The 26,800-nt window shown below is 69.7% G+C and carries 20 protein-coding genes; 10 read left to right on the plus strand and 10 right to left on the minus strand.

The features are described from left to right. Nucleotides 1–477 precede the first annotated feature (477 nt). Together IEY89_RS05430 and ptsP are read left to right on the plus strand one after the other, a co-directional pair. Complete coding sequence (locus tag IEY89_RS05430) at nucleotides 478–927, plus strand: PTS sugar transporter subunit IIA (RefSeq protein ID WP_189146119.1); 450 nt, start codon at nucleotides 478–480, stop codon at nucleotides 925–927. 77 nt (nucleotides 928–1,004) lie between these two features. Next, entirely contained in the window at nucleotides 1,005–2,675 is a 1,671-nt protein-coding gene (gene ptsP / locus IEY89_RS05435; protein WP_189146120.1) for a phosphoenolpyruvate--protein phosphotransferase, read from the plus strand. A gap of 301 nt (nucleotides 2,676–2,976) precedes the next feature. Here ptsP and ltrA read toward each other — a convergent pair whose 3' ends face one another. From ltrA to IEY89_RS05450, 3 genes are all read right to left on the minus strand, one after another. Beyond that, entirely contained in the window at nucleotides 2,977–4,740 is a 1,764-nt protein-coding gene (gene ltrA, locus IEY89_RS05440) for a group II intron reverse transcriptase/maturase (protein WP_189146121.1), read from the minus strand. A 613-nt stretch (nucleotides 4,741–5,353) separates the two neighbouring features. Beyond that, nucleotides 5,354–6,172 (minus strand): DUF8829 domain-containing protein, encoded by an 819-nt coding sequence (locus IEY89_RS05445; RefSeq protein ID WP_229695067.1) that lies wholly within the window; start codon nucleotides 6,170–6,172, stop codon nucleotides 5,354–5,356. Between the two features lie 22 nt (nucleotides 6,173–6,194). Continuing rightward, entirely contained in the window at nucleotides 6,195–7,403 is a 1,209-nt protein-coding gene (locus IEY89_RS05450; protein WP_189146122.1) for an MFS transporter, read from the minus strand. 110 nt (nucleotides 7,404–7,513) lie between these two features. Here IEY89_RS05450 and IEY89_RS05455 point away from each other — a divergent pair, with 110 nt between their 5' ends. Then, nucleotides 7,514–8,833: an aminotransferase class I/II-fold pyridoxal phosphate-dependent enzyme gene (locus IEY89_RS05455; RefSeq protein ID WP_189146123.1), complete on the plus strand. Its 1,320-nt coding sequence runs from the start codon at nucleotides 7,514–7,516 to the stop codon at nucleotides 8,831–8,833. A gap of 20 nt (nucleotides 8,834–8,853) precedes the next feature. Here IEY89_RS05455 and IEY89_RS05460 read toward each other — a convergent pair whose 3' ends face one another. Beyond that, nucleotides 8,854–10,830 carry an acetoacetate--CoA ligase gene (locus IEY89_RS05460; protein WP_189146124.1) on the minus strand — a complete coding sequence of 659 codons (1,977 nt, stop codon included), beginning with the start codon at nucleotides 10,828–10,830 and terminating at the stop codon, nucleotides 8,854–8,856. A 181-nt stretch (nucleotides 10,831–11,011) separates the two neighbouring features. On the opposite strand from IEY89_RS05460, the gene IEY89_RS05465 reads away from it, so the two are divergent. Further along, the gene (locus IEY89_RS05465; protein ID WP_189146125.1) at nucleotides 11,012–13,378 is read left to right on the plus strand and encodes a glycoside hydrolase family 31 protein; all 2,367 of its coding nucleotides are present in this window, start codon (nucleotides 11,012–11,014) and stop codon (nucleotides 13,376–13,378) included. Nucleotides 13,379–13,384: 6 nt separating this feature from the next. On the opposite strand, the gene IEY89_RS05470 is transcribed toward IEY89_RS05465, so the two are convergent. After that, the gene (locus IEY89_RS05470; RefSeq protein ID WP_189146126.1) at nucleotides 13,385–13,918 is read right to left on the minus strand and encodes an NUDIX domain-containing protein; all 534 of its coding nucleotides are present in this window, start codon (nucleotides 13,916–13,918) and stop codon (nucleotides 13,385–13,387) included. A gap of 241 nt (nucleotides 13,919–14,159) precedes the next feature. Between IEY89_RS05470 and IEY89_RS05475 the strand changes: the two genes are divergently transcribed. The 5 genes from IEY89_RS05475 to glpK all read left to right on the plus strand — a co-directional run bounded on the left by IEY89_RS05475 (nucleotide 14,160) and on the right by glpK (nucleotide 20,173). Then, entirely contained in the window at nucleotides 14,160–14,585 is a 426-nt protein-coding gene (locus IEY89_RS05475; protein WP_189146476.1) for a Zn-ribbon domain-containing OB-fold protein, read from the plus strand. Beyond that, nucleotides 14,582–15,772 (plus strand): lipid-transfer protein, encoded by a 1,191-nt coding sequence (locus IEY89_RS05480; protein ID WP_189146127.1) that lies wholly within the window; start codon nucleotides 14,582–14,584, stop codon nucleotides 15,770–15,772. Before IEY89_RS05475 ends, IEY89_RS05480 begins: the two co-directional genes overlap by 4 nt. Nucleotides 15,773–15,905: 133 nt before the next feature. Continuing rightward, complete coding sequence (locus IEY89_RS05485) at nucleotides 15,906–17,531, plus strand: GGDEF domain-containing protein (protein WP_189146128.1); 1,626 nt, start codon at nucleotides 15,906–15,908, stop codon at nucleotides 17,529–17,531. 348 nt (nucleotides 17,532–17,879) lie between these two features. Continuing rightward, nucleotides 17,880–18,605, plus strand: a complete 726-nt coding sequence (locus tag IEY89_RS05490; RefSeq protein ID WP_189146129.1) for an MIP/aquaporin family protein — start codon at nucleotides 17,880–17,882, stop codon at nucleotides 18,603–18,605. A gap of 56 nt (nucleotides 18,606–18,661) precedes the next feature. Further along, entirely contained in the window at nucleotides 18,662–20,173 is a 1,512-nt protein-coding gene (gene glpK / locus IEY89_RS05495) for a glycerol kinase GlpK (protein WP_189146130.1), read from the plus strand. Nucleotides 20,174–20,284: 111 nt separating this feature from the next. Here glpK and IEY89_RS05500 read toward each other — a convergent pair whose 3' ends face one another. The 5 genes from IEY89_RS05500 to IEY89_RS05520 are packed head-to-tail and all read right to left on the minus strand — an operon-like array spanning nucleotide 20,285 to nucleotide 25,298. Next, entirely contained in the window at nucleotides 20,285–20,890 is a 606-nt protein-coding gene (locus tag IEY89_RS05500) for a GTP-binding protein (RefSeq protein ID WP_189146131.1), read from the minus strand. After that, nucleotides 20,887–21,393, minus strand: coding sequence for a hypothetical protein (locus IEY89_RS40440; protein ID WP_229695087.1), 507 nt, complete (start codon nucleotides 21,391–21,393; stop codon nucleotides 20,887–20,889). Before IEY89_RS40440 ends, IEY89_RS05500 begins: the two co-directional genes overlap by 4 nt. Before the next feature lie 24 nt (nucleotides 21,394–21,417). Further along, a complete protein-coding gene (locus IEY89_RS05510; protein WP_189146133.1) occupies nucleotides 21,418–21,813 on the minus strand; it encodes a DUF742 domain-containing protein in 396 nt (131 codons plus the stop codon). A gap of 9 nt (nucleotides 21,814–21,822) precedes the next feature. Beyond that, nucleotides 21,823–22,263: a roadblock/LC7 domain-containing protein gene (locus IEY89_RS05515; RefSeq protein WP_189146134.1), complete on the minus strand. Its 441-nt coding sequence runs from the start codon at nucleotides 22,261–22,263 to the stop codon at nucleotides 21,823–21,825. After that, complete coding sequence (locus tag IEY89_RS05520) at nucleotides 22,260–25,298, minus strand: sensor histidine kinase (protein ID WP_189146135.1); 3,039 nt, start codon at nucleotides 25,296–25,298, stop codon at nucleotides 22,260–22,262. Before IEY89_RS05520 ends, IEY89_RS05515 begins: the two co-directional genes overlap by 4 nt. Before the next feature lie 422 nt (nucleotides 25,299–25,720). On the opposite strand from IEY89_RS05520, the gene IEY89_RS05525 reads away from it, so the two are divergent. Beyond that, nucleotides 25,721–26,302, plus strand: coding sequence for a hypothetical protein (locus IEY89_RS05525; protein WP_189146477.1), 582 nt, complete (start codon nucleotides 25,721–25,723; stop codon nucleotides 26,300–26,302). Nucleotides 26,303–26,800: the final 498 nt, after the last annotated feature.

The following is a 26,800-nucleotide window of genomic DNA, read 5'->3' on the forward strand; positions in this document are numbered from 1 at the left end:
TGTGTTTACTGCATCAAAGGAACCTCGCCCTCCCGAACGGGAGAGACGGGGTATCAACAAATTTGGCGTTGATTTTTGGCACGCTGTTGAGTTCTCAAGGAACGGACGCTTCCTTCGTACTCACCCTCTCGGGCTTTCCTCCGGGCACTTTCCCTTCGGTGTTTCAAACTCTATCAGTGATTTTCCGTCCCCCTGACCATCGTTCAGCAAGCATGCAGAACGAGACCCCGGGATAGGATCTGACAAGTTGGATGCTGCCAGGCAAGGACACTTGATCGCGTCACTCAGCCCCGGGCAGGAGAACGACTGTACACGGGCTGTCGGAGCGGGCGCAAATCGATTGCCGGTCCTCCAGGACGCCAACCGGCGTCTCTCCCACGGAACCGGCACTTCATATGACATACGCTGCTCAACAGCGTGCCGTCCGGGAACAGGCAGCGACGGCCCGTATGAATCTCCACCCCCGGGAGGCTTCCCTTGACCACCGTGACGTCCCCTCTTGCTGGACGTGCCATCGGACTGGCCGCCGTGCCTGATCCGGTCTTCTCCGGGGCCATGGTCGGCCCCGGCACCGCGATCGACCCCGTGCGTGAACCCTCGGAGGCCGTCGCCCCCGTGACCGGAGTCATCGTCTCGCTCCACCCGCACGCCTTCGTCATCGTCGACGACGAGGGCCACGGCGTACTCACTCATCTCGGTATCGACACCGTGCAGCTCAACGGCGAGGGCTTCGAACTGCTCGTCAACAAGGGTGACACCGTAACGCGTGGTCAGAGCGTGGTTCGCTGGAACCCGGCCGCCGTGGAAGCTGCCGGCAAGTCCCCGGTGTGCCCGGTCGTGGCACTGGAAGCCACGGCCGATTCCCTCTCCGATCTGATCGAAGACGGCACGGTCAAGGCCGGCGACAGCCTCTTCGGGTGGCAGTGACGTCAGTGCCGGTCCATGACGGTAAGCAGGAAATCCACCGCGGCGGTGGGACCCGCCGCACTATCGGAGACGGTGAGATGGAGACAACGCTGCGAGGCGTCGGCGTGAGCCACGGTGTGGCGATCGGCGAAGTTCGGCACATGGGAACCGCAGTACTCGAACCTCCGGCCAAGCAGATCCCGGCGGAGGATGCAGAGCGCGAACAGGGTCGTGCCCGCCAGGCCGTGGATGCTGTGGCGGCGGACCTGAACGCACGTGGCAACCTCGCGGGCGGCGAGGCCCAGGCGGTGCTCGAGGCGCAGGCAATGATGGCTCAGGACCCCGAGCTGATAGCGGACGTGGACCGGCGTATCGCGGTCGGCAGTACGGCGGAGCGGGCCGTGTACGACGCGTTCGCCGCGTATCGCGCTCTCCTGGCGGGTGCGGGCGAGTACCTCGCTGGTCGCGTGGCCGACCTCGACGATGTGCGGAATCGTATCGTGGCCCGGCTCCTCGGGGTGCCCATGCCCGGCGTCCCCGACAGCGACGAGCCGTACGTCCTTATTGCGCGCGACCTCGCACCCGCCGACACGGCGCTGCTGGACCCGACCCTGGTGCTCGGCTTCGTCACCGAGGAGGGCGGGCCGACCAGCCACAGCGCGATCCTGGCGAGGGCCCTCGGTGTCCCCGCTGTGGTGGCGTTGCCCGGTGCGGGTGAGCTTGCCGAGGGCACCGTGATCGCGGTGGACGGCAGCACGGGGGAGATCTTCGTCGAACCCAGTGCGGAGAAGAAGGCTCAGTTGGAGGCCGCAGCAGCCCAGCGCAAGGCGGCACTGGCAGCCTCGACCGGGCCTGGCGCCACCTCCGACGGCCACAAGGTGCCGCTGCTGGCCAACGTCGGCGGGCCCGCGGACGTACCGGCTGCCGTCAAGGCCGGGGCCGAGGGTGTCGGTCTCTTCCGTACCGAGTTCCTCTTCCTGGACGACAGCAAGAACGCGCCGTCCGAGGCGAAGCAGATCGAGGCGTATCGCCAGGTCCTCGAGGCTTTTCCCGAGGGACGCGTCGTCGTTCGGGTGCTCGACGCGGGCGCCGACAAGCCACTCGACTTCCTGACGCCGGCCGACGAGCCGAACCCGGCTCTGGGTGTGCGCGGTCTTCGGACCCTGCTCGACCACCCCGATGTGCTGCGTACGCAGCTGACGGCGCTCGCGAAAGCCGCGGAGGGGCTGCCTGTCTACCTTGAGGTCATGGCTCCGATGGTCGCGGACCGTGCCGATGCCAAGGCGTTCGCGGACGCGTGCCGTGCGGCCGGGCTGCGGGCGAAGTTCGGTGCCATGGTGGAGATTCCGTCGGCCGCGCTGCGGGCGCGCTCGATCCTGCAGGAGGTCGAGTTCCTGTCCCTGGGAACCAACGACCTCGCGCAGTACACCTTCGCCGCCGACCGTCAGGTGGGTGCGGTTTCCCGTCTGCAGGATCCGTGGCAGCCCGCGCTGCTCGACCTGGTTGCGCTGGCCGCCGAGGCGGCAAGGGCCGAGGGCAAGAGCTGTGGTGTCTGTGGGGAGGCTGCGTCGGATCCGTTGCTGGCATGTGTGCTTATCGGTCTGGGTGTCACCTCTCTCTCCATGGGCGCGGCTTCGATTCCTTATGTGCGGGCATCGCTGGCCAAGTACACGCTGGCGCAGTGCGAGCGGGCCGCCGCGGCGGCCCGGGCTGTGGACAGCGCCGACGAGGCTCGTGACGCTGCTCAGGCAGTGCTGTCGGGCGAGTAGTCGGCCGCTCGGCCCACGTGTCCGATCAGCTGTTCGGGCGGGCTCAGGGCAGTCCGTTCGTGCGAGGGGCGTTTCACTTCGTGTGGAACGTCCCTCGCACGTTTCCCGTTTCCCGTTCAGTGAGCGTGGCCCGTCGTGGGTTCCTCTCCGAGGTCGGGGGGTGTGCAGTAGTCGACGTCCGATTCAGGGGAGATGAGATCGCCCGATTCGGCGTCGGTCGGGTAGGCGGGACGCATCGCTGCGTCCCGCCCCCCTCAGAACCGTGCGTGCGAGTCCCCCCGCACACGGCTCAAGCGGGTCTCTAGGACCTCGCGCTCTCCGAGCGGTCGTGCCCGCCAGCGTGAAGTTGCTGGTGGCACTCCGTGTGACGCAGTTCCAGGTTGTTCAGGTCATCGGAACCACCGTTGACCTTGTGGATGACGTGGTGGACGTTGAACGCCCGGCGTGACCGGTCGAACCATGCCACCCAATCGCGGAGATTGTCCGGCTCGTAACCGGCCCCCTCCATGAGATCCAGACCGCAGCCAGGGCACAGGCCCTTCTGACGGACAGCCAGCCGGATGACGAGCTTGCGCTCGGTTTGCGGCATGCCCCTCTTCCGGGTCCTGTTCGCCCAGTACTCCGCCTTCGCCGGATCGTCCTTCGACACATTCGCCGGGACGCCCCTGCGGTAGCGGGTCTGGGTCCACCCGAACTTGAGCAGGTATGTTCCATCACGGGGACCGAACACCCACCTGTCCTTCGGGCGGCTCGGGTTTTGATGGCCCCAGTACCTGTTGGCAACCCACACCCGACCCTTTCTGCGGTGCCTATTCAGCGCCCATTTCCATAACGTCCGGAACACGTAGGCGTCGAGCGCCCTGTATTCCGCACGTGCGGATACGGGCGAGTAATAGGCGCACCAGCCACGGATGAAGGGATTGAGCTTGGCAGTGATCGCCGTCTCGTTCCCACCATGGATGGTGATGATCTCCTTGATCCTCTTCCTGGCTCTCTGCACAGCCTTTCTCGTCGGCCTCAAGAGGGTTGAGCCGTTTCTGTACGTCCTGACGTTCATGCCGAGGAAGTCGAATCCCTCGGTCGTGCGGATCACGCCGGTCTTTCCTTCGTTCAAGGTCAGACCTCGCGGACCCAGCCAGTCACGCAGCTTCAGCATCCCCTCGTGGGCGTCCCGCTCTTCGTGGTACATGACCACGAAGTCATCGGCGTATCGCACCAAGACCGGGGAGTCCAAGTGTGTCTTGAGCATCCCCTTAACGACCTTCGTCCGCACACCGACGGCTGTTTCCATCCCGTTCAGCGCAATGTTCATCAGGAGCGGGCTGATCACCCCACCCTGTGGAGTTCCCTCCACAGTGGCGGAGTACGTTCGCCCCTCCAGAACACCCGCCCTCAGCCACCCTCTGACCGCCTTACGGGCCGGGAACGACCCGAGTTGCGACATGAGATGGCCGTGGTCGATACGGTCGAACGCGGCCTCCAGGTCCGCCTCAAGGACCCACTTACGTTTTCCCCTGCTGACGACCGTATGGATCATCTCCAGGGCGTCGTGGCATCCCCTTCCTGGGCGGAAGCCGTAGGAGCGCGGATCAAAGATCGCCTCCCACTCCGGTTCCAGGGCGTTTTTCACCCTGGCCTGTTCCACTCGATCCCTGATGGTGGGGATACCGAGTGGCCGCGTCTTCCCGTTCGCCTTCGGGATGAATACCCGGCGCACCGGCCTGGCCTTCGAGGCACTGTTTTCCGAGACCTCCGCAGCCAAACGGCCACGTCGCTCCGGGGTCAGCACCTTCTCTCCGTCCACGCCGGCTGTACGCCGTCCGGTGCTCTGCTGCGTCACCCGTCGCACGCTCTGAAGCGTGTTGGAGTGCGAGCGGAGCATGAGCTTTTGCAGGTTCCTGACCTTGGCCAAATCACCTGCCTGCGAAGCCTTGAAGATCCTCTGACGAAGCCGTCGTACCTCGTTCTCCACCTTGGCCCAGTCGGTTCCGTGCCAGTCGGCGGCGAAGTCGGGGGTTCCGTTCCGGGAGTTCACGTCTCCCTCGACGCTCGTCTCGTTCAACATTCCCTCCTTGTCTAACTTGCGCCCTCGTGCGGGCGGTTTCTCAGGTTCTCTTCACAGACCTACCTGGTCCGCTTGGGCATATCCGGCGGGTTGGACCGGAGGGGTGGAGCCCCCTTCCATCCCGGTCATTCCCCTGGGCTTTCGCCCTACCGGCCTTGGCTTCTCGGACCATCCTGTTCCCGTCGGAGACTTGTGCCTTCGTTGCCTCCGGCCTACCCCTGGTTAGGGGGACTCCGACGGGGTTTCCGGGTTCCTCTCCTGTGAGACTGCGGACGGGTCGGGTGCCGCCTCTGATCCGGGGCCGAGGTGATCCTCCGCGCGAAGTGCACTCTCCGCGCGGCTCGTTGTGCACGCCTCAATTACCTGGCGTCCATCAGTGCCCTTCATCGTGTCTCTTGCTCCTGCTCCACGACGTCGCTATATCGGATCTTTAGTAACAGCGGTTCGCTCGCTCACCCTTTCGTCCTTCCTCTCGTCTGTTGGGCCTTGGCAGGCTTAGCCCTCTTGGACTTGAGCCATCCGCTTAGCACCCGAGTCTTGCGACTCACGCACCGGATGGTGAGGACCGACTTTGATCACAAGTCGTGGTTGTGCGGTCTCCTTTCACCCCCACTCACGGGGAGAGGCTTTTCCCGTCGCACGTGCAGTAGGCGTCGAAGACCTCGCCGGCAGTCAGCGGTTCGACACCGTTGCCGCGCAGGTGCCAGCCGTAGATGCGGTCGGTGGTGGCGGGGGCGGTGGTGCGCATGACCAGGCCTCCGGGGCTCTGGGTGGCGAGGCCGAGTGCCAGAACCGTGGTGAATTCAAGCGCTTCGGCCTCGTCGAGTCCTGTCCCGCCTTCCCCGTCGTCGTCTGCGTGGAGGACTGCGACGAGTGTTTCGGCTGGTGTCGTGACGCTGCAGACGAGGTGCCTGTTTCCCTGGGGTGCGGTGTCGAGGATGCGGACGAGGAGATTCGAGGCACGGGCGAAGGCTGCGCGTCCGATGTCCTCACCACAGGATGCGCAGGCGCCGATGCGTGCCAGGAGTGTGGCCGCGTACTCCCAGGTCGCCTGGCGGACGGCCTCGTCGACCAGGTGTGCAACCAGTTCGGCGAGGGGTTGGCCGTCGTACGGAACGGTCGGGCCCGTGGTGGCGAGTTCCGCTGTGAAGCGGGTGCGGCTGGACGGGGCGTCCGGGTCGAGGCCGGTGGCGGTGCAGAATTCGGCGTACTCCTCGGGGTCGAAGAGCGCGACGGTGGTGTGGTTTCCCTGGGCTGCAAGGCTCTTCAGGAGAGCTTCCACCTCACGGAGGTAGTTCGCGTGGTTCTGGAAGGTGAAGGTGCGGTAGCGCCGCATCGCCCGGAAGTCGTGCTCGTCGGTGAGCAGGCCGATGGTGCCCGCGATTTCGCGGCGCAGAACGCGCCGCATGGTCGGGTGGCCGGTGTTCGCCATGGTTCCCCCTGTGCGCTGTCGATCAATGCTCACTCACAGTAACGGGAGCCACTGACAATGACTTTCGGGTCAGGCGGTCGCGGACGAGGCGGTGTTGAATCATGCAGGTCACAGCGATGCCGATACCGAATCCGGTCCAGCCGAGAGGGCCGGCGGCGATGGCCGCCGTGACAGTCAGTGGGCCAATACTGCGCTGGACGGCTTGCGCGAGTCCGTGGACCCCGAGGTACGCGCCCTGAGCGGTGTCGGAGGCGAGGGCGACGGAGAGTTCCCAGGAGACAGTGGCATGGAGCATCTCGGCCAGGGTGAAGGCGGCGGCCGAGGCAGTGAGGAACAGTGTCGCGGAGGCGGCCGTGCCGGTTGCCGACAGCGCCATGGTGACGCCGCCCAGGGCGAAGACCGCGGAGAGCGGGAGCAGAAGCGTGCGAGCGGCTTTGGTGGTGGCGCCGAAGCGGGCAAGGGGGACCTGGAGGGCGACCACCATCACGTTGTTGAGAACCATCAGCAGCGGTGCGAGGCCGGTCGGTGCGCTGCTGGTGTGGGCGATCCAGAGGGGCAGGCCGACCTTGAAGACGGCGTCGTCGAGGAAGAGGACGGTTTCGGTGGCGACGTAGGCGAGGTAGGTGCGATCGCGCCAGGGATTCGCCGGTCTGGTCGTGGGCGTGGCGTCGGACGACGTGGTTACCGTGCGGGAGGGCGAGGGCGGTTCGGCGCAGCGGAGGGTGAGAATCGCGGTGGCCACGAACGTGAGGGCGTCGCCGACGAGAAGCCATTGGTACGCCGCGGTCGTGCCGAGGGTCAGTGCCGCAGCGGCGGCGAGGCCGCCGAGTGCCCAGCCCGCGTTGGCGGCCGTCCGGTTGATCGCCTGGTAACGGACGCGGTCCGGTCCGGCGACGCGGGTGGCGTAGAGCTTGGTGATGACGCTCGACGCGCGGTCGCCGAAGCCGCCGACGGCCGTACACCCGAGGAGCACCGCGTAGTGATCGGTCGTGAGCAGGACCAGCGAGGCCAGGGCGCGTATCAACTGGAGGGCGACCAGGACGCGCGTGAGCGGAAAGCGGTCGGCGAGGCGGCCGCCCATCGGCGCTCCGGCGATGCCGATGGCTCCGGCGGCGGCGACAAGGGTGCCGACCTGCGCGATGGAGAGGCCGGACACGTAGGTGAAGTACAGGACGGAGACGGATGCCCACAGACCGCTGCCGACGCGGTCGACGAGGGTGATCAGGAGCATTCTGCGGCCGTGGGGGCCTCCTGGTACGCGGTCTGTCCAGGCGGCGGCACGGCGCAGTGGATTCACGTCTCCCCTTGCTTCAATTTATGTACTGATACATACTTGCCAACGTGGCAACACAATATGGGATCAGTGGTACGACGGCCAAGGGAATTGCCTCGTCCGTCGAAAGAGGTGTGTCCGAGGGGTTGTTGGGGCCGGGGGTCGCACTGCCTCCCGTGCGTCGGCTCGCCGATGAACTGGGGGTGAGTCCCGGGACGGTCGCGACGGCGTACAAGGAGTTGCGGCAGCGCGGGATCGTGGTCACGCGCGGCCGGGGTGGAACTGTCGTGGCGGCTGCTCCCGCGGTCGCCTCGCGGCGGCCTCCCAGAGTCCCGGACGGGCTGCGCGACCTGGCCGGCGGTCACCCGGACCCCCAGCTGCTTCCCCGGCTGGTGCCGCCCTCGCGCCTCTCTCCCGGTGCCCGGTCGCATCGCGCGACGCCCCGGGTGACGCGGCTGGAGCATGCCGTCCGGGAGTGGCTCGGCCCCGACGGGGTGCCGACGGAGCACGTGGCCTTCGCGCACGGAGCGCTGGATCTGATCGGGCGACTGCTGTCGGTGGAGCTGCGACCCGGCGATGCGGTGGCCATGGAGGACCCCGGCTACCACCATCTGCTCGACCTGGTGACCGCGTTGGGGCTGCGCAACGTCCCGGTAGCCGTGGACGACGAGGGGCTGCTTCCGGAGGCACTGCGAACGGCACTGCGGGCGGGTGTGCGGGCCGTCGTGTGCAGTCCGCGCGCGCAGAATCCGCGCGGCGGGTGCTTCTCGGCGGCGCGCCGGGACGCGCTGGTCGCGGTACTGCGGGAGGAGCCGGAGGTTCTCGTGGTGGAGAACGATCACGCCTCCGCCGTCGCGGACGCTCCCTTGTACACGCTGACCTCGGGTGGGCTTGCCCGGTGGGTGCACGTCCGCACGGTGAGCAAGTTCCTCGGGACCGACCTGCGGTGGGCCGCTGCGGCTTGTGACCCGACCACGCTGGCCCGCCATGACGGACGGATGCTGCTGACGTCCGGCTGGGTCAGTCATCTGCTCCAGGAGACCGTGTACGGGCTGATGACGGACGACGGCACGCGCGCGTTGGTCGCGCGTGCGCGGGAAACGTACTCACTGCGTCGGACCGCGCTCCTGCAGGAGCTCGAACGGCATGGGATCCCGGCCCATGGGGCGAGCGGGATGAATGTGTGGGTGCCCGTGCCGGACGAATCCGCTGTGGTGAACGGGCTGCGGTCGTACGGATGGTGGGTCGCGTCCGGGGCGCGGTTCCGGCTCGCGTCCGGGCCCGCGGTGCGGATCGCGGTGGCCGGCCTCCAGTCGGCCGACGCGGCGCGGCTGGCCTCGGACTTCGCCGCCGTGCTGGTCGAGTCCGAGGCCACCTACGGTGGTTGACCGCTGTTCCGGGTTGCCCGTCAGCCGCGCTTGCGGGCCAGCTCCTCGTAGAAGTGCAGCAGGTCGAGGTTGTCGATGGAGCCGGGGTTGACGGCCTTCTCCAGGGGGCTGCCCTGGAGAAGGCGTTTCACCGGGACCTCGATGCGTTTGCCCGTGAGGGTGTGGGGAACTCCGGGGACCTCGATGACCTCGTCGGGGACGTGGCGTGGGGAGAGTTGTTCCCGGATGGTCTGTTTGATGCGGTTCAGGAGGGCCTCGTCGAGGACGGCTCCGGGCGCGAGGTGGACGAAGAGCGGCATCCAGTAACCGCCGTCGGGTTGTTCGACGCCGATGACGAGGGATTCCTTGATCTCGGGGAGTCGTTCGACGGCTTCGTAGATGTCGGCCGACCCCATGCGTACGCCCTGGCGGTTGAGCGTGGAGTCGGAGCGGCCATGGATGATCACGGAGCCGCGCGAGGTGAGGGTGATCCAGTCGCCGTGGCGCCACACGCCGGGATAGGTATCGAAGTAACTGTCGTGGTACCGGCTGCCGTCGGGGTCGTTCCAGAAGTGGATGGGCATGGACGGCATCGGGTTGGTGACCACGAGTTCGCCGACCTCGTCCACGAGGGGTCTTCCGCTCGGGTCCCAGGACTGGAGGTCGGTGCCCAGTCCGGGCGCCTGGAGTTCGCCGATGTGCACCGGGAGGGTCGGCACGGCTCCTGCGAAGCAGGAGCACACGTCCGTACCACCGCTGACCGAGGCGATCCACAGGGCGGCCCCGCTCGCCGCGAACTCGTCGTGCAGCCAGCGGAATCCGTCGGGGGGCAGCGGCGATCCGGTCGTGGCGACGCACTGCACCTTGGACAGGTCGAACTCCCGGGCGGGGTGCACTTCGGCCTTGCGGCAGGCCATGACGTACGCCGCCGAGGTGCCGAAAAGGGTCGTCCCCGTACGGTCGGCGATCCGCCACTGGGCACCCGTGTCGGGGTAGCCGGGGCTGCCGTCGTAGAGGACGATCGTGGTGCCCGTCAGGAGGCCGGAGACGAGGAAGTTCCACATCATCCAGCCGGTGGACGTGTACCAGAAGAAGCGGTCCTCCGGCCCCAGGTCGCAGTGCAGGCCGAGTTGTTTGAGGTGCTCGACGAGGATGCCGCCCTGGGACTGGACGATCGCCTTGGGGAGGCCGGTCGTGCCCGAGGAGTAGAGCACCCACAGAGGGTGGTCGAAGGCGACCTGCTCGTAGGCGGGGGTCACGTCCGAGGACGTGAGGATGGACCATTCCAGGGCGTCTTCGGGGGGCTCGGTGCCCAGCAGCGGGATGTGGACGACGGCGCGCAGGGTGGGCAGTTCGCGGCGGAGTTCGGCGACCGTGTCACGACGGTCGTGCTCCTTGCCGCCGTAGCGGTAGCCGTCGACGGTGAACAGCACGACCGGTTCGACCTGCTGGAAGCGGTCGAGGACGCTGCGGGCGCCGAAGTCGGGCGCGCAGGACGTCCATACGCCGCCCACGGCCGCTGTGGCGAGCAGAGCGACCACTGCCTGGGGAACGTTCGGGAGATAGCCGCTCACGCGGTCGCCTGGGCGCACTCCGAGCGCACGCAGCTCGGCGGCGAGGGAGCCGACCTGGCGGCGCAGCTCGGACCAGGTCATTGGGCGGGGTTCGTGGTTCTCGTCGACGTACAGGAGGGCCGGTTCGTCCCCACGGGTGTCCGCGGCGCGCAGGGCGTGCTCGGCGTAGTTGAGCTTCGCCCCGGGGAACCATCGCGCGCCGGGCATCGAGCGATCGCCGAGCACGTGCGCGTATGGCGTCGAGAAACGCACGTCGAACCACTCGGTGACGGCCTGCCAGAACGTGTCCAGCCGGTCCACGGACCAGCCGTGCAGTGCCGCGTAGCCACCGTCGGCGGGGGCCCCGTGCCGCTCGGCCGCCCACGCCTGGAACCTGGTGATCCGGGCCCGGGCGACGCGTTCTCGGTCGGGCTCCCAGAGGGGCGTGGGGTTCGTGGTGGACATGGGGCGGCTCCCGGACTGTGCGCGTGACACGGCTGACACGGACCATGCCATCTGATCGACTCCGGCACCAGGGCGCGCCGCGCGGGGGCCGTGTCATGGAGATGAAGATGTGCTCCCTGCCAGGGTGAACGGCTGCTGAACAGTGCGCCCATCGGGTGAAGTCAGTGGCAGGCTGAGGAGCATGGAAGGTCGTGACCTGGTGCGTTCGGTGAAGGCTGTCGGTTCGGCGGGGGTGACCCAGGGGTTGCGTACCGTACGGGCCGCCTGGCGCCGGAGGCGTGCCGACGCTACCGGGCTGCCGCCTCGGGGCACCGAGCGCGCGCGGGTGCCCGGGCCCGTGCTGAACGTGGAGCCGGAGCCCGGTGGCGGTGTCGTCCGGTTCGCGAAGTCCGAGCTGCGGATCGTTGTCGCCGTCAACGGGGCGGTCTTCTGGGGCTGGGACGGGGCCGGTCCCGAGCCGTCGTACGCACTCGCCGGCCGCTGTCCGGAGCCGGATCCCCGTGCCTCGCTGGAGCCGGACACGGAGGGTGGCTGGCGGGTCGTTGCCGAGCGGGTGACGGTCGTGGTCTCGCGGCACGGAGCGGTGGAACTGCTCACCCCCGGAGGGGTGAGACTGCGACGGGAGTTGCCGCCTCGCTGGTGGGAACCGGTGGGCGGTGGCACGAGCCGCTGGACGCAACGCTCCGAGGTGGCCGCGGACGCGCGGTTCTTCGGGCTCGGCGGGCGTGCCTCGGGACCTCGGTTGCGCGAGGGGACGTACCGCCTGTGGAACACGGACCCCGCTCGCGCCTTCGGTCCCGGCGACGATCCGCTGTCCATCACCATGCCGGTGCAGTTGGTGGTGGCCGACGCGGCGACCCATCTGGTGTTCCAGGACACCTCCTGGGACGGCACGGTGACGCTGCGGGAGGGTGAGGAGGGCGCGGGTTCGGGCCATGACCGGGTCGGCACGTCCGAGCTGCGGATGGACGGTGGGCCGCTGCGCTGCTGGATGGTAGTGGGCACCCCCGCGCGCGTGCTGCGCACCTGGGCCACGCTCACGGGTGCGCCCGCGCTGCCGCCTTCATGGGCGCTGGGCCACCACCACGCGCGTGGGGGCCCTGGCGGCGAGCAGGCGGTGCGGCGGATCGTCGCGGGCTATCAGGAACACGATCTGCCGCTCGACGCGGTCCATCTCGGCATCGGCCACCTGGACGGGCACCAGGTGTTCACCGTCGACGAGGAGCAGTTCCCGAAACTGCCGACGCTCGCCGAGGATCTGCGGCGCGACGGCATACGACTGGTGTCGGTCGTCGACCCCGCGGTCACGGCCGAGCCGGGCAACGCCGTGTACGACAGCGGGAGCGCCGAGGACGCGTTCGTACGGGATGCGTCGGGGCAGCTCGTCCGGGGAGTCGCCCGTTCCGGGGAGTCGGTGCACCCCGACTTCACGCACGCGCGTGTGCGTGCCTGGTGGGGCCGACTGTACGAGGAGCGGCTCGGGCAGGGGTTCGCCGGTTTCTGGCACGACATGGACGAGCCCACGTCTTTCAGCGCTTTCGGAGAGTCGACCCTTCCGCGTTCGGCCCGCCACGTCCTGGAGGGGCGCGGCGGCGACCATCGCGAGGCACACAACGTGTACGGCCTGTGCATGGCCCAGGCCGCCTTCGAGGGGCTGCGTGAACTGGCGCCGGAGGAGCGGCCGTTCATATTCTCGCGCTCCGGTTGGGCCGGTATGCAGCGCTACGGAGGGGCGTGGTCCGGGGGTGTGGAGACAGGCTGGCCGGGGCTGCGGGCGTCGCTGTCGCTGGTCATGGGTCTCGGGTTGTGCGGGGTGCCCTACTCGGGCCCCGATGTGGGCGGCTTCGGCGGGAGGCCGTCGCCGGAGCTGTATCTGCGGTGGTTCCAACTGGGCGCCCATCTGCCGCTGTTCCGCACGCACTCGAGTCTGCGGGCGGGGCACAGGGAGCCCTGGGAGTTCGGTGCGGAGGTCCTGGCACACGCGCGCGTGGCGCTCGTCGAACGCCGGCGTCTGCTGCCGTATTTCATGACCCTGGCTCATCTGGCCCGTCGCACGGGGGCGCCCTATGTGCGGCCGTTGTGGTGGGGGGCGCCCGAGGAGCGGGCTCTGCGGGACTGCGAGGACGCCTTCCTCTTGGGTGACTGTCTTCTGGTGGCGCCGGTGCTCGACCCGGGTGCGGACCGGCGCGCGGTGCAGCTGCCGCGCGGGCGCTGGTACGACACGGTGACGGAGCAGGCGTACGAGGGGCCCTGCCAGGTGCTGGTCGACGCCCCTCTGTCGCGGATTCCGGTTCTCGCGCGCGCGGGCGCCGTCGTACCCGTGCGGGACGACGACGGCGGCCTGGAGTTGGAGGTGTGGGCGCCCGCCCGCGGACGTACCGGGGGCGGGCTGGTGGTGCAGGACGCGGGTGACGGGTGGGAAGAGCCGGAGATCGAGCGGTACGTCACGCGTTGGGAAGGGCGTCGGCTGGTCGTCGAGCGGGACGGGGAGGACGGCGTGAGAGAACCGGCCCACCCTGTGCGCGTACGAGGACTCGGCGGGCGCTGAGGGAGCTCAGTAACGACCCTCGAACCACGCGCGTGCGGCCACCGTGTGCAGCGGGAAGGCGAGCTCCTCCGGCCTGCGCAGAAGGTGCCAGCCGTCGGTCTCGTCCGTGGCTGCGGACTGCGGCAGTTGGTCGGCCGGGCGTTCCGGCAGGGTTCCGAAGAGCAGCAGGTGCCCGTCGGGCGAGCTCAGCGCGTCGACGAGCCGGACGTCGCGGCTCGCCGCCTCGATGCCTGTCTCCTCCCTGAGTTCACGGACCACGGCCTGCCGCCAGTCCTCTCGATGGTCGACGTACCCGCCGGGCAGGGCGGTGCCTCCGCGCGCGGGGTCGATGGTTCGGGTGATGACGACCAGGGCGGTGCCCTTGGTGTCGTACACGGGCTGGAGTGCCACTGCGACGGGCAGCGGGTTGCGGTAGGCCACGGTGCCGCAGGCGGGGCAGGTGCGGGGCCAGCCGGAATCGCCCTCTCCGTAGGGCGCTCCGCAGCTCGAACAGTGGGAGCCCGGCGCGGAGTTGTCGGTTGATAGTTGTTTTACGGACACGCGGCGGACTGTATCCGATCATGCGGACGGAGGCCTTCCGGGGGCACCCCTGGAGCCTGTCGCGGCGGGGACGGCCGGAACCACCCCCGTGGACTCCGGCCGTCCCTACCGATACGACGACGCACACAGGGCGTGTGCGGTTCTGTGCGACGGCTGCCCAATCCGAAGTGACCGTGCCACACTTCTGACGTTCCGTCAGATCCAGTTATCTGGAGGGGATGTGGCACGCATCCGTACACCTGTGGTCGCCGGGTGGTTCACGGAGGACGGGGACGACTTCCGGCTCCTCGGCACCCGCTGCTCGGCCTGCGCCTCGGTTTTCTTCCCCCGTGAGGACGTCCACTGCCGCAACCCGGGGTGCCGGGGCGGCGGGTTGGACGAGGTGCCGCTGTCCACGCGTGGGCGCGTCTGGTCGTACACCGACGGCCGATACCGGCCTCCGTCACCGTATGTGACCGATCCGGAACTTCCTTGGGAGCCGTACGCGTTGATCGCTGTGGAGCTGGAGTCCGAGCGGATGGTGGTACTGGGACAGGCTGTTCCCGGGGTCACCGTCGCCGATCTGACGGTGGGCATGGAGGTGGAGGTCGTCCCGGGGGTGCTCCACGAGGACGCGGAGACGACCTGGACGACCTGGCACTGGCGGCCGACGGGGGCGGTGAAATGACCGGAGAGGTGGCAGTACTCGGTGTGGGCATGCACCCCTGGGGCAAGTGGGGGCGAGGCTTCACCGAGTACGGCACGGCCGCCGCGCGCGCGGCGCTCGCCGACGCGGGGGTCGACTGGCGGGACGTCGACTCGGTCGTCGGCGCGGACACCGTGCGCGGCGGCTATCCCGGGTACGTGGCGGGGGCGACGTTCACCAAGGCGCTGGGCTGGCAGGGTGCCCGGGTGACCAGCGTGTACGCGGCGTGCGCGTCGGGGGCACAGGCGGTCGCCGTCGCACGCGCACAGATCCTCGCCGGGCTCGCGGAGGTGGTGCTCGTCGTGGGCGCGGACTCGGCGCCGAAGGGGTTCTTCCGGCCGGCCGGCGGGGACCGTTCCGACGATCCGGACTGGCTGCGGTTCCGGGTCCTGGGGGCGACGAACCCGGCGTACTTCGGGCTGTACGCGCGGCGGCGAATGGCCGTGCACGGCGACACCCTGGAGGACTTCGCGCAGGTCAAGGTGAAGAACGCCGCTCTGGGTGCCCTCAACCCGAACGCGCGCTACCGCAAACGGGTCACCGCCGACGAGGTCGCCGCGTCCGCGGTGGTCGCCGATCCCCTTCGGCTGCTCGACATCTGCGCCACCTCGGACGGCGGGGCCGCGCTGGTGCTGACCGGCATGGAGTTCGCGCGCCGGCACGGGGTGGCGGAGCCGGTGCGGATCCGGGCGGTGTCCACGGTGACACCCCGGTACCCCACCACCGTGCTGGACCTGCCGGACATCGCCACGGACTCGGCGGCGTCGGTGGAGCCGGCGGGCGGGACCTTCCGGGCGTCGATCGCGCGGGCAGCCTACGAGGAGGCGGGCATCGGCCCCGAGGACCTCTCCCTGGCCGAGGTCTACGACCTGTCCACAGCCCTGGAGTTGCAGTGGTACGAGGATCTGGGTCTGTGCGACGAGGGCGAGGCGGCGAAGCTGCTGCGGGAGGGCGCGACGGCCCTGGGCGGGCGCATACCCGTCAACACCAGCGGTGGCCTCGCCTCTTTCGGAGAGGCGGTGCCCGCGCAGGCCATCGCCCAGGTGTGCGAGCTGACCTGGCAGTTGCGGGGCGACTCCGGTGACCGGCAGGTCGTGGGAGCACGTGTGGGTATCACGGCCAACCAGGGCCTGTTCGGGCACGGTTCCTCCGTGATCGCGGTGCGGTGAGGCGCAGGTGCCCGGGCGGATCGCATGGGGTGGCTCACCCGGGAACTTTCACACTGCGTGATCAGCCGGAAATCGTGCGTGAACACCTCGTGAACTGAACTCGGGCGGACGTCGGGGGCGCGATCATGCTCCCGTGCCCTCCTGGACGGACGCTCTCCGTTTCGCCTTCCAGCCGGTCGTCAACCTGACGACCGGCGGAGTCGCGGCGCTGGAGATACTGGCCCGCCCCGAGAGCGGCGACATCCTCGCCTGGGCTCGCCGTGACCCCGAACTCGACGGCCGACTGGCCGCGTTGGCGGTGAGGGCGGCGGCCGGCCGGGAGACGCTGCTGCCGTTCCACGTCAACGTGTTCGCCGGCACCCTCGCCGACCTCGGCGGGCTCGCCGCCCTGTACGAGGCCGTGCGCGAGGCGGGGCGGCTGCCGTGGGAGGTGACGGTCGACGTGGGCCCGCCGTTCACCCACGTGCCGCAGCGGGCACTGCTGGAGGCGGTGTCGGCGCTTCGGGAGCAGGGCTTCCGGATCTCTGCCGACGGCGTCGGCGACGGGGACGTCCCGCTGAGGCTGCTCACGGACCTGGCCCCCGACCTGGTGAAGCTCGACGCGTCCCTGCTGGCCCGGCCTGCGGCGGTGCGGGCGATGCGGACTCTGTGCGAGCAACTGGGCGCACTGCTGTCGGTGGAGGGTGTGGAGACCGAACTGCAGTGCGCCGGCGCGGTGTCGGCCGGAGCTCAGCTGGCCCAGGGCGTGCTGTTCGCCCCGCCGGCCAGGCTTCCCGTGGTGGACGTGTTCGTGCCGCCCGTCTCCCCGGGGACGGACGGCACGCCCCGCCCCGGGCCGTCGGTGCGGCAGTTCGTCCGACCCGGCGCACTGCTGCCGGCCACCGCGCCGGCGGGCCGGGTACGGGCGCTGCTGACGGCGTCGCCCGACGTGTCAGGTGTGGTGCTCGTGGACGAGGGCGGCGTTCCCGTCCGGTCGGTGGACCGGTCCCGCTTCATGCTGTCGATGTCGGGGCGCTACGGGCACGCCCTGTACGCCGACCGGCCCGCCGCCAACCTCGGCGACGCGCCGCGCACGGTCGCCGTCGACGCGACCGCCTGGGAGGTCCTGGACGTCGTCGCGGACGGCGACCGGGACCGTACGTCGGACGACGTGGCGGTCGTCGACCGGTCCGGGCGGTGTGTGGGCGTCGTACGGCCGGCGGATCTCGTACGGGCGCTCGCCGAGAACCGGGTCGAGGAGGCGGCGGGACTCAATCCGCTGACGCGGCTGCCGGGTTCTGACGTGATCACCTGGGAGGTGGACCAACGGATCGCGGACGGGCGGGCGTTCGCGCTGAGCTGGCTGGACGTCGACCACTTCAAGCGGGTCAACGACGGTGCCGGGTTCGCGGCGGGTGACGAGCTGATCCGGTCGGTGGGGCGGGCGTTGTCGCACGCGGCGTCCGGCGACACGCGCGTGGGGCACATCGGCGGGGACGGCTTCCTGGTGCTGGCGGACCCGGAAGGTCTCGACCCGCTTGCGTCGGCCGTGCTCGACGCGTTCTGGTCCGCCGGCGGACATGCCGTCACGCTGTCCCTGGCGACGGTCCTGTGCGCGCCCGGCAGCGTCATGGACCACCGGCAGGCCGCCGCGTGCCTGGCACCGCTGAAGCAGGCGGCCAAGTCCCTCGACGGGGCGAGCTGGGTGCTCGGACGGGCGGGTCTGCCCGGGCACGAGATCCGGCGGGGTTCGCGGGTGGCACCCGCCCGGGCGAGGTGAGAACGGCGGCAGCGGAGGAGCCGCCGCACGGTGACCGCCACCGCGACCCCCGAGGAACGAACGCCTCAACCATTGTCGTCGGCGACCTTGACGCCCACAGGAGGTCGGAGAACACTTCCGGTGTCAGTCGGCATCGCCGCACATTCTCGGCGTATCACGACAATGCGCCGTGCGGGCCCCGCTGAGCCACGGGCCCTTCCCTGCGTGCGATTCGGCTGCGGCAGCACGCTCGTCACGGACGCCGGGTGGGCGCGGGAACTCCCCGCCCTCGGCTGAAGTAGCCATGGGAACGTACTCTGCACGGTCGGCCGGGGCCGGATCGCCCCGGGCGAGGGCCCAGGAGCCGCCATGAGCAATGGGGACGTCTTTGTCGGCGAGATCATCGGTACAGCGATTCTGATCCTCTTCGGCGCCGGCGTGGTCGCCGCTGTCGTACTGAACCACTCCAAGGCGAAGGACGCCGGCTGGGCCGTCATCACGTTCGGCTGGGGCTTCGGGGTGCTGGCCGGGGCATACACCGCCGCACCGCTGTCCGGCGGGCATCTCAACCCCGCGGTGACCGTCGGTATCGCCTTCGACACCGGAGACTGGGACCAGGTGCCCGTCTACATCGCCGGGCAGATGGTCGGCGCCTTCCTCGGCGCGATCCTGTGCTGGCTGGTCTACTTCGCCCAGTTCCAGGCCAACGCGGAAGAGGAGACCGCCCAGCCGACGCTCGGGATCTTCTCCACCACGCCCGCGATCCGCAATCCCGTCGCGAACCTCGTCACCGAGATCATCGCGACCATGGCTCTGGTCCTGCCGATCCTTGCCTTCGGGCTCACCGAAGGGCTCGGCCAGTCCGGCACGGCGATCCTGATCGTCTCCTTCCTGGTGGTCGGCATAGGCCTGTCGCTCGGCGGTCCCACGGGGTACGCCATCAATCCGGCCCGCGATCTGGGCCCGCGCATCGCCCACGCCCTGCTTCCGATCCCCAACAAGGGCACCTCGGACTGGAGTTACGCGTGGATCCCGGTGGCGGGGCCGCTGATCGGCGGCGCGCTGGCGGGGATCGTCTTCACCGCAGCCTTCTGACGCACACACGCCTTTCCGGGCCGCAGACTTCCGGAGCTTCCCACGAAAGGGACGTCATGACGGAGAAGTTCGTCGCCGCGATCGACCAGGGCACCACGTCCAGCCGCTGCATCGTCTTCAACCAGGACGGCGCGATCGTCGCCGTCGACCAGCGCGAGCACCGCCAGATCTTCCCCAAGCCCGGGTGGGTGGAACACGACGCCACCGAGATCTGGTCCAAGGTCCAGGCGGTGGTCGCGGGCGCGCTCGCCAAGGCCGGGCTGCGCGCCGACCAGCTCAGCGCGCTCGGCATCACCAACCAGCGCGAGACGACGGTCCTGTGGGACCGCGCCACGGGCAAGCCGGTCCACAACGCGATCGTCTGGCAGGACACGCGTACGGCGACGCTGTGCCACGAACTCGGCGGCACCGACGGGCAGGACCGTTTCCGCCAGCAGACCGGGCTGCCCCTGGCCAGCTACTTCTCCGGCCCCAAGGCGGCCTGGCTGCTGGACAACGTGCCGGGGCTGCGCGCCCGCGCCGAGCGCGGTGAGATCGCCTTCGGCACCGTCGACTCCTGGCTGATCTGGAACCTGACGGGCGGCACGGACGGCGGACGGCACGTCACCGACGTGACCAACGCCGGCCGGACCATGCTGATGGACCTGGAGACCCTCCAGTGGGACGCGTCCATCCTGGCCGCGATGAACGTCCCCGAGAAGATCCTCCCCGAGATCAGGTCCTCGTCCGAGGTGTACGGCACCGCGGTGGGCCAGCTCGCGGGCGTCCCCGTGGCCTCCGCGCTGGGCGACCAGCAGGCCGCGGTGTTCGGCCAGGCCTGCTACGACGTGGGGACGGCCAAGAACACGTACGGCACCGGCAGTTTCCTGCTGCTCAACACCGGCAACCGGCCCGTTCCCTCCAAGAACGGTCTGCTGACCACGATGGGCTACAAGATCGGCGGCGAGGCTCCCGTCTACTGCCTGGAAGGGTCCATCGCGATCACCGGCGCGCTGGTGCAGTGGTTCCGCGACCAGCTCGGCATCATCCGTACCGCCGACGAGATCGAGACCCTCGCGGCGAGCGTCGACGACAACGGCGGCGCGTACATCGTGCCCGCGTTCTCCGGCCTGTTCGCGCCCTACTGGCGGTCCGACGCCCGCGGGGTCGTCACCGGCCTCACGCGGTACGTCACCAAGGGGCATCTCGCGCGCGCGGTGCTGGAGGCGACGAGCTGGCAGACCCGGGAGGTGGTGGACGCCATGTTCCAGGACTCCGGGGTGAGCATCACGACCCTGAAGGTGGACGGCGGCATGACGAAGAACAACCTGCTGATGCAGCACCAGGCGGACGTCCTCGGGGTGCCGGTCATCCGCCCGAGGGTCTCCGAGACGACCTGCCTGGGAGCGGCGTACGCGGCCGGGCTGGCGACCGGGGTGTGGAACGACCTCGACGAGCTGAAGACGCACTGGCGGAAGGACGTCGAGTGGACCCCCGCCATGGAGGCGTCGGTCCGCGACCGTGAGTACCACAACTGGCGCAAGGCCGTGGAGAAGAGCTTCGGCTGGGAGGAGGACGGCCGGGGCTAGAGCCACCGCTCGCGCGTCACTCCACGCACGCACGCGCGTGGCCTGGGACCGCGGCCCGTACCCCGGTCGGCGGGGGTACGGGCCGTGCGCGTGCGCAAGGGTGAGGAGCCGTCAGGTGGTGACGGCCGCGCGGCGGTCGGCCGCGTACGCCATCGCGTGCTGGACGACTCCGATGAGGACCTCCTTGACCGACTCCCGGTTGCGCGCGTCGCACAGCACGAGCGGCACGTTGGGGTCGAGGTCCAGCGCCGCGCGGACGGACTCCGACGGGTAACGGGCCGCTCCGTCGAAGCAGTTGACACCGACCAGGAAGGGGATGGAGCGCCGCTCGAAGTAGTCGACCGCGGCGAAGCTGTCCTCCAGGCGGCGGGTGTCGGCGAGGACGACCGCACCCAGCGCGCCGGTGGCGAGCTCGTCCCACAGGAACCAGAAGCGGTCCTGCCCGGGTGTCCCGAAGAGGTACAGCACAAGGTCCTCGCGGAGGGTGATGCGGCCGAAGTCCATGGCCACGGTGGTGGTGTTCTTGCCCTCCACCCCTCTGATGTCGTCGACCGGGCGCCCCGCCTCGGTGAGCAACTCCTCCGTGCGCAGCGGCCTGATCTCGCTGACCGCGCCGACGAGGGTCGTCTTGCCCGCGCCGAATCCGCCGGCCACGAGGATCTTGAGGGTGACGGGCTCGACCGGGGGCTTGCCGCGCTCAGAACGCCCGAAGATCATCGGTCTCTTCTCCTGCTGGTTCGGGGTCGGTCGACGGTGGGCCGTAGCCCCCGCCGCCCGGGGTTTCCATGACGAGTACGTCGCCGGGATCCGGCGTCCGCCGACTCGCCGCCGCCGAGCACGGCGACCGTGCCGACCGCGCGTTCGACGCGCCATTGTCCCCCACCGCCGCCACGCCGAACGGCCGTGTACGCACACGGGACGCGTCTCGTGAGCGGACCGGCCTTTCTGGACAGCGGGACCTGCGGGGAGCCGATGCGGGCGGCCGGTGCGCCGACTGCCTGTTCGCGGGCGAGGTGGAGGCGGCTGTACGCGCAGACCATGACGGCGGCGCGGATCCCGTCGGCGGAGGCCTCCTGGCGTACGCCTGTGACGGCCGCGCCGGTGTACCGGACGGGGTGGCCGGCGAGCGGTTCGTGGGTGGGCGGGCCGCCGTCCGGGCACCGCTCGACGACGTCGGTGAGCAACCCGCCTCCATCGGCCCGGAACCGTCGGTCTGTCACGTCCCCACCCCGCTTCCGTGCTGCTCAGAGCGCCCGGAGGCCGTTGATGACGTCGCGCAGAATATTCTCGTCCACCAGCTCGGCGGGGGGCACGGGACGCGTCACATGGACCATTTCCTCGTCCACGAGATCTCCGATGAGGACCCGCACCACACCGATGGGGAGATTGAGTTCGGCAGCGAGTTCGGCGACCGACTGGGGGGCGTCACGGCAGAGTTCGACGATGTCCACGTGTTCCGGGGACAGCGTGCGATCCGCTTCCGGGTCGTCCGCGTGCGCCTCCGTGACGACCACCGCGATCAGGTCCAGGCGGTGCTGGGCCGAATGGCTGGTGCGGCCTCGCGTCATGGCGTACGGACGGACGACCGGTCCTGCCTCGTCGTCGAACCAGTGGCTTCTGGGGTGGCCGTCTCCGCTCATGTCATCCCACTACCCGCCTGCGGGCAGATCGGTGCGCGGAGCAGCCGCCAGATGCACACCGACACGCTTCACCAGGAGAGTCATCTCGTAGGCGACCTGGCCCACGTCCGAGTCCGCGTCCGAGAGCACGGCCAGGCAGCTGCCGTCCCCGGCTGCCGTCACGAACAGAAAGGCGTCGTCGAGTTCGACGACCGTCTGGCGGACGCTGCCGGCGTCGAAGTGACGTCCCACGCCCTTGGCGAGGCTGTGGAACCCGGAGGCGACGGCGGCCAGGTGCTCGCTGTCCTCCCGGCTGAGGTCCCTGGAGACCCCGGTGGGCAGTCCGTCGCCGGAGAGCACGAGCGCTCTGCGGATGCTGGCGACCCGGTCGACAAGGTCGTCGAGGAGCCAGTTGAGCTCCCCCGACGCCTTGTCGCTCGCGGTGTGGCCGGTCGTCTTCGGTGCGGTCATCGACCGTCCCCCTTACTCGTTCCTTGCCCTGTGCCGTCCTGGGCGCTGTCGCCCTCGGCGTTCTCGTCACGACCGCGCTGCCAGCCGCGCTGCAGCGAGGCCATGCGGCTGCGGACCTCGTCGGCGTCACGGTCGAAGACGTCGGCCCCGTCCTGGGGACGTGGCTTCACCCGTTCGGCGCGCCGCTCCGGACCGTCCCTCAGCTGCGGAGCCAGGTTTGCCTGGCGTACGCGACGGGGCAGCCCTCCCGTACCGGGCGTGGCGGCGTCGGCCGCCGCACCGGGGCGGGAGGCAGTCCCTGCGGAGCCACCGCGCCGGTCACGCTGCGGGAGCGCAGGGGCTTCCGGCGACCGGTCGCCGAAGCCGTTACGGCCGGTCTCCGCGCGCCCGCCGACGCCACGGGCGGGCACGTCGGGACGGCCGCCGACGGATCGGTCTCCGAAGCGCGAGGCAGACAGTTCCGTGCGGTCGGTGAAGCCCCTGGAGCCCGCTGAATCCGTGCGGTCGTCGAGGCCACGGCCGATGTTCTCCCCTCTGCCCTCCCAACGCCGCACCGGGGACCCGGTGCGGTCGCCGAAGCCGTCACCCGGCTCTGTCTCGCGGCGCACCGGCGTCTCACCCCGGCGCCGGGCCGGGAGCGGGGCCAGTGTGTCCGGGTCCGTCGAACCCGCACCCTCCGCCGGCTGTTCGTCCGACGACGCGTTGCGCCGGGGAGGCTGTTCGGAGACCGGACGGCCGTGCGAGCTGACCAGCTTCGGTGTACGGCGGCGCGGCAGCGCCATGGGATCCCCCGACCGGCCGATCGTAGCGTCGGGGGCGGATGCGCCCCAGCCTCCGGCGGGTTGCTGGTTCTGCTCACGCGGGACGTCGCTCGTATCGCCCGTCGCTCCGGGCATCGAGCGGTGCGGCCGGGAGAGTACGCCGTGTTCGCTGTCCGCGTCGCCGAAGGAACCGGGAATGTCGTCGAGGGCGTCCAGGTCGACCGGCGCCTCCAGTTCGACCGGCCCGTCGATGAGCGAGGCGGGCAGGCCGGGGAGACGCACGGGGGCCGGAGAGAGCGCTGCCCTGCGGCTCTCCCCGAACTCGGTCTCCTTGGAGGGCTGGGCGCGGTCGAGGCGGAAGCCGATGCCGTTGGTGTCCGGGACGTCGTCCGTGAGGAGTGCGTCGGGGACGAAGACGACCGCCGTGGTGCCGCCGTACGGGGACGGCTGGAGGGAGACCCGGACGTTCTGCCGCTGGGCGAGCCGGCTGACGACGAACAGGCCGAGCCGGTCCGTGTCGGACAGCTCGAACTCGGGTGTCTCGGCGAGCCGCAGGTTGGCGTCGAGAAGGGCTTCGGCCGCCATGCCCAGACCCCGGTCGTGGATCTCCAGGGTGAAGCCGTTGGCGACTCGCTCGCCCAGAACCTGGATGGCCGTGTGCGGGGGCGAGAACACCGTGGCGTTCTCCAGGAGTTCGGCCACGAGGTGGGTCAGGTCGGCGACGGCGGGGCCGGTGACGGCCATCCGCGGCAGCCTGCGGACCTCGATGCGCTCGTAGTCCTCGACCTCGGCGACGGCGGCGCGTACGACGTCCATCAGCTGGACGGGTTTGCGCCACTGCCGGGAGGGGGCGGCTCCGGAGAGGATCACCAGGCCTTCGGCGTGCCGACGCATACGGGTGGTCAGGTGGTCGAGGCGGAACAGGTCGGCGAGTTCGTCGGTGTCCTCGGTCCGGCGTTCCATCGTGTCGAGCAGGGTGAGCTGCTTGTGCAGCAGGACCTGGCTTCGGCGCGCGAGGTTGACGAAGACCTCCGAGACCCCGGAGCGGAGTTCGGCCTGCTTGACGGCGGCCTCGACGGCAGCGCGCTGCAGGGTGTTGAGGGCCTGACCGACCTCGCCGATCTCGTTCTTGTCGTACTCCAGGCGTGGCACCTCGGTCTCCACGTCGACCTGTTCGCCGGCCGACAGACGCCGCATCACGCTGGGCAGCCGGACGCCGGACGCCTCGTGGGCCTCCAGGCGGAGTCGGCGCAGGTCGCGGATGAGGGCGCGGCCGATGCGTACCGACAGGAAGAGCGAGAACAGCAGGGCGACCAGTCCGAGGACGCCGGCGACGACGGCTTTGACGATGACCCCCATCGCCACCGGGCGGACCCGGTCCTGGTAGCGGTCGCCCGACTCGTCGTTGAGCTTGCGGAGTTCGTCGAGGACGTCGCCGGCGGTGGTGTCCCAGCTCTTGGCCGTGACGCCCCGCGGCTTGCCCGACTCGGCGCCGATGGCGGCCTGTTCGGCCACCCGGAGCGGTGCGGTGGAGGCGCTTTTCCAGAACCGTTCGTAGCGCGCGCGGTCCGTCAGCGGGAGCAGCGGCAGGCTGACGTCGTACATGACGGTGCGCTGTGCCACGAGGTCGGAGATGTCGCGGGACTCGTCGCGGGTGAGTCTGCCGACGACCAGGGCCGAGCCGAGCAGGGCGTCCTCGCGGGAGAGCAGTTCGCGCGCGCGGGCGGCGTTGACGAGGGCGCGGGCCTGCTTGTCCATCTCCAGGTTGTCGATGATGTGGAGATTGGCGAGCAGGACGTAACAGGGGTCGACCAGATGGTTGTAGAGGTTGAGGGCCTGGGACCGGGTGACGGTGCCTTCCTCGACGCTGCGGCGCAGCGGGCCGATACCGTCGAACGCCTCCAGGACGGCGGTGAGCCGCTCGCTGTCGCTGTCGCTGATCGAGTTGCGCACGTCGGACTTGTCGGCGTTGCCACGGATCTTGTCGATGACGTCGTCAGTGGCGGTGCGGCTGCGCCGAAGGGCGGCCAGGGCATCGGACGTACGAGGGTCGGCGAGATAGACGAGGGTCTGGCGCCGCTCCTGCTGAAGCACGCGTACAGCGTCCTCGGTGGGGTAGCTGACTTTCTCCACGACCGACGACACATTGAACAACTCGGCCGCCTCACGCCCCGTGAGTACGGTGGCGAAGCCCCAGATCGCGGTGAGGGACACCAGCGGCACGAGAAGCAGCGCCACGATCTTCCGGCGGATGGACTTCCCGCGAAAGCGCATGGCCTCCCCCAGCTCGCCCCCGTCGAGGCGGGGGTACACATGTGCGTCAATAATCGGCGTGAGCCTACTACTGACCCACACAGAACTCGAAGACCTGTCTGATGGCTGAACTGCCGTGCTCCGGGCGAGACATGGCGAGTTGTCCGATCATTACGGGAGATTGCCTCCTGGAATCCGGCATCGACCGCGGGACGGAAGCCGTCGGTCAACTTGGCCGTTTGGCTGGTTTTTTGCGTTTGACGGGAATCTTCGAGACATGCCGAGCGTCTTTGTACACAGGAGATGGGTGGCGGAGCCGTCAGTCAGGGTCCGCATCCCGCGTCCAGGCCGCGTAAAACAGCGTAAGCCGGGCAACCACTGGGGAGACCGGTGTCACCGACACCGGGACGGGCGGTCTGCTGGGCGGTGGGGAGTGACACGTGATGGGCACGGCGGAACGACGCGAAGCGCTCGGGAACAGCGTCGCGGCACCTTTGGTGGTGCGTGGGGGTCTCAGGAGCATCAGTACGGGCCGGGGCATGGACGGCGGCAAGGACAGTGACGGCACCGGACCGTCCTCCGCCTCCGTCGAACAACTTTCCCGGCCCGTCAGGGCGGAGGCGCAGCCCTCCTACCGACAGCTGTGGGTCGAGGAGCCGGCGCGTCGGCGCCGACTGCCGGACTCCGTACGTACGGCGGCCGTGCGGGCGGTGCTCGTCATCTCCGTCACGCTGATCCAGGCGATGGTGGCCTTCCTGTCCACGCTGGCCGGTTCCTGGCTGGCCTTCCCGATGGTGATCAGCAGCGTGGCCAGTACGGTGGTGGCCACCTGGGCGGCCCTCGACGTATGGGTGACGCGCCAGGTCTGGCGCCAGCGCAACGGCGTGGTGTCGACCCCCAGCAGCACAGCACGCGCACTGCGGCGCGAGCGCCGCAAGGCCCGACGGCATGCTCGGGCGACCGCCCGGACCCAGGAGCGCATACGCAGGCAGGGCGGCGGGTCCGGGCAGCTGTCACACCCCTGAGGACCCTGGGACGGGGCAGACCCTCGCAGGGGGCACGCTCTGGGCCCTGAACAGCCGCACGTGTTCGAGGATGGTCAGTCGCAGGCAGGCTTCCACGCGGGCGGGGCGGCCTGGCCGGGCCGAGCTGAGCCATATGAACGAGCGCGTGCGGCAGCTGGTCCGTCGCGTCGCGTCCCCTCCGCCACTTCTACGACCCGGCGCCGACTCGGCGGTTCGATGAACGCCGCCACCGGCGGTATGCCGGCTCCCCTGCGCATTCCTCAGCGCCACCGAGGCGGCGGAATCCGCGCCGTGCCCACCGCCAGCAGTTCGAGCACTCTTTCGATTCGCGCGGCCGGATAGGACCTTCGACGACATCGCGGACACGCCGGAAGGATGGTGTGCTGGTTGCCGGACGAGGAGTTCACCGACAGAGCCCCCGGTCGCAGCACTTCACCGAGCACCCGATCGGGCGTGTCGAGGATCACATTCGGCATGAACCGTTCTCGGCCGGAAAGG

Source organism: Streptomyces lacrimifluminis (assembly GCF_014646095.1).
Taxonomy (GTDB): domain Bacteria; phylum Actinomycetota; class Actinomycetes; order Streptomycetales; family Streptomycetaceae; genus Streptomyces; species Streptomyces lacrimifluminis.

Coding starts and splice junctions, on each gene's coding strand:
- ptsP (WP_189146120.1), top strand. CDS start 1,005: ATGGAGACAACGCTGCGAGGCGTCGGCGTGAGCCACGGTGTGGCGATC.
- ltrA (WP_189146121.1), bottom strand. CDS start 4,740: ATGTTGAACGAGACGAGCGTCGAGGGAGACGTGAACTCCCGGAACGGA.
- IEY89_RS05445 (WP_229695067.1), bottom strand. CDS start 6,172: ATGGCGAACACCGGCCACCCGACCATGCGGCGCGTTCTGCGCCGCGAA.
- IEY89_RS05450 (WP_189146122.1), bottom strand. CDS start 7,403: ATGCTCCTGATCACCCTCGTCGACCGCGTCGGCAGCGGTCTGTGGGCA.
- IEY89_RS05460 (WP_189146124.1), bottom strand. CDS start 10,830: ATGTCCACCACGAACCCCACGCCCCTCTGGGAGCCCGACCGAGAACGC.
- IEY89_RS05465 (WP_189146125.1), top strand. CDS start 11,012: ATGGAAGGTCGTGACCTGGTGCGTTCGGTGAAGGCTGTCGGTTCGGCG.
- IEY89_RS05480 (WP_189146127.1), top strand. CDS start 14,582: ATGACCGGAGAGGTGGCAGTACTCGGTGTGGGCATGCACCCCTGGGGC.
- IEY89_RS05490 (WP_189146129.1), top strand. CDS start 17,880: ATGAGCAATGGGGACGTCTTTGTCGGCGAGATCATCGGTACAGCGATT.
- glpK (WP_189146130.1), top strand. CDS start 18,662: ATGACGGAGAAGTTCGTCGCCGCGATCGACCAGGGCACCACGTCCAGC.
- IEY89_RS05500 (WP_189146131.1), bottom strand. CDS start 20,890: ATGATCTTCGGGCGTTCTGAGCGCGGCAAGCCCCCGGTCGAGCCCGTC.
- IEY89_RS05510 (WP_189146133.1), bottom strand. CDS start 21,813: ATGAGCGGAGACGGCCACCCCAGAAGCCACTGGTTCGACGACGAGGCA.
- IEY89_RS05515 (WP_189146134.1), bottom strand. CDS start 22,263: ATGACCGCACCGAAGACGACCGGCCACACCGCGAGCGACAAGGCGTCG.
- IEY89_RS05520 (WP_189146135.1), bottom strand. CDS start 25,298: ATGCGCTTTCGCGGGAAGTCCATCCGCCGGAAGATCGTGGCGCTGCTT.
- IEY89_RS05525 (WP_189146477.1), top strand. CDS start 25,721: ATGGGCACGGCGGAACGACGCGAAGCGCTCGGGAACAGCGTCGCGGCA.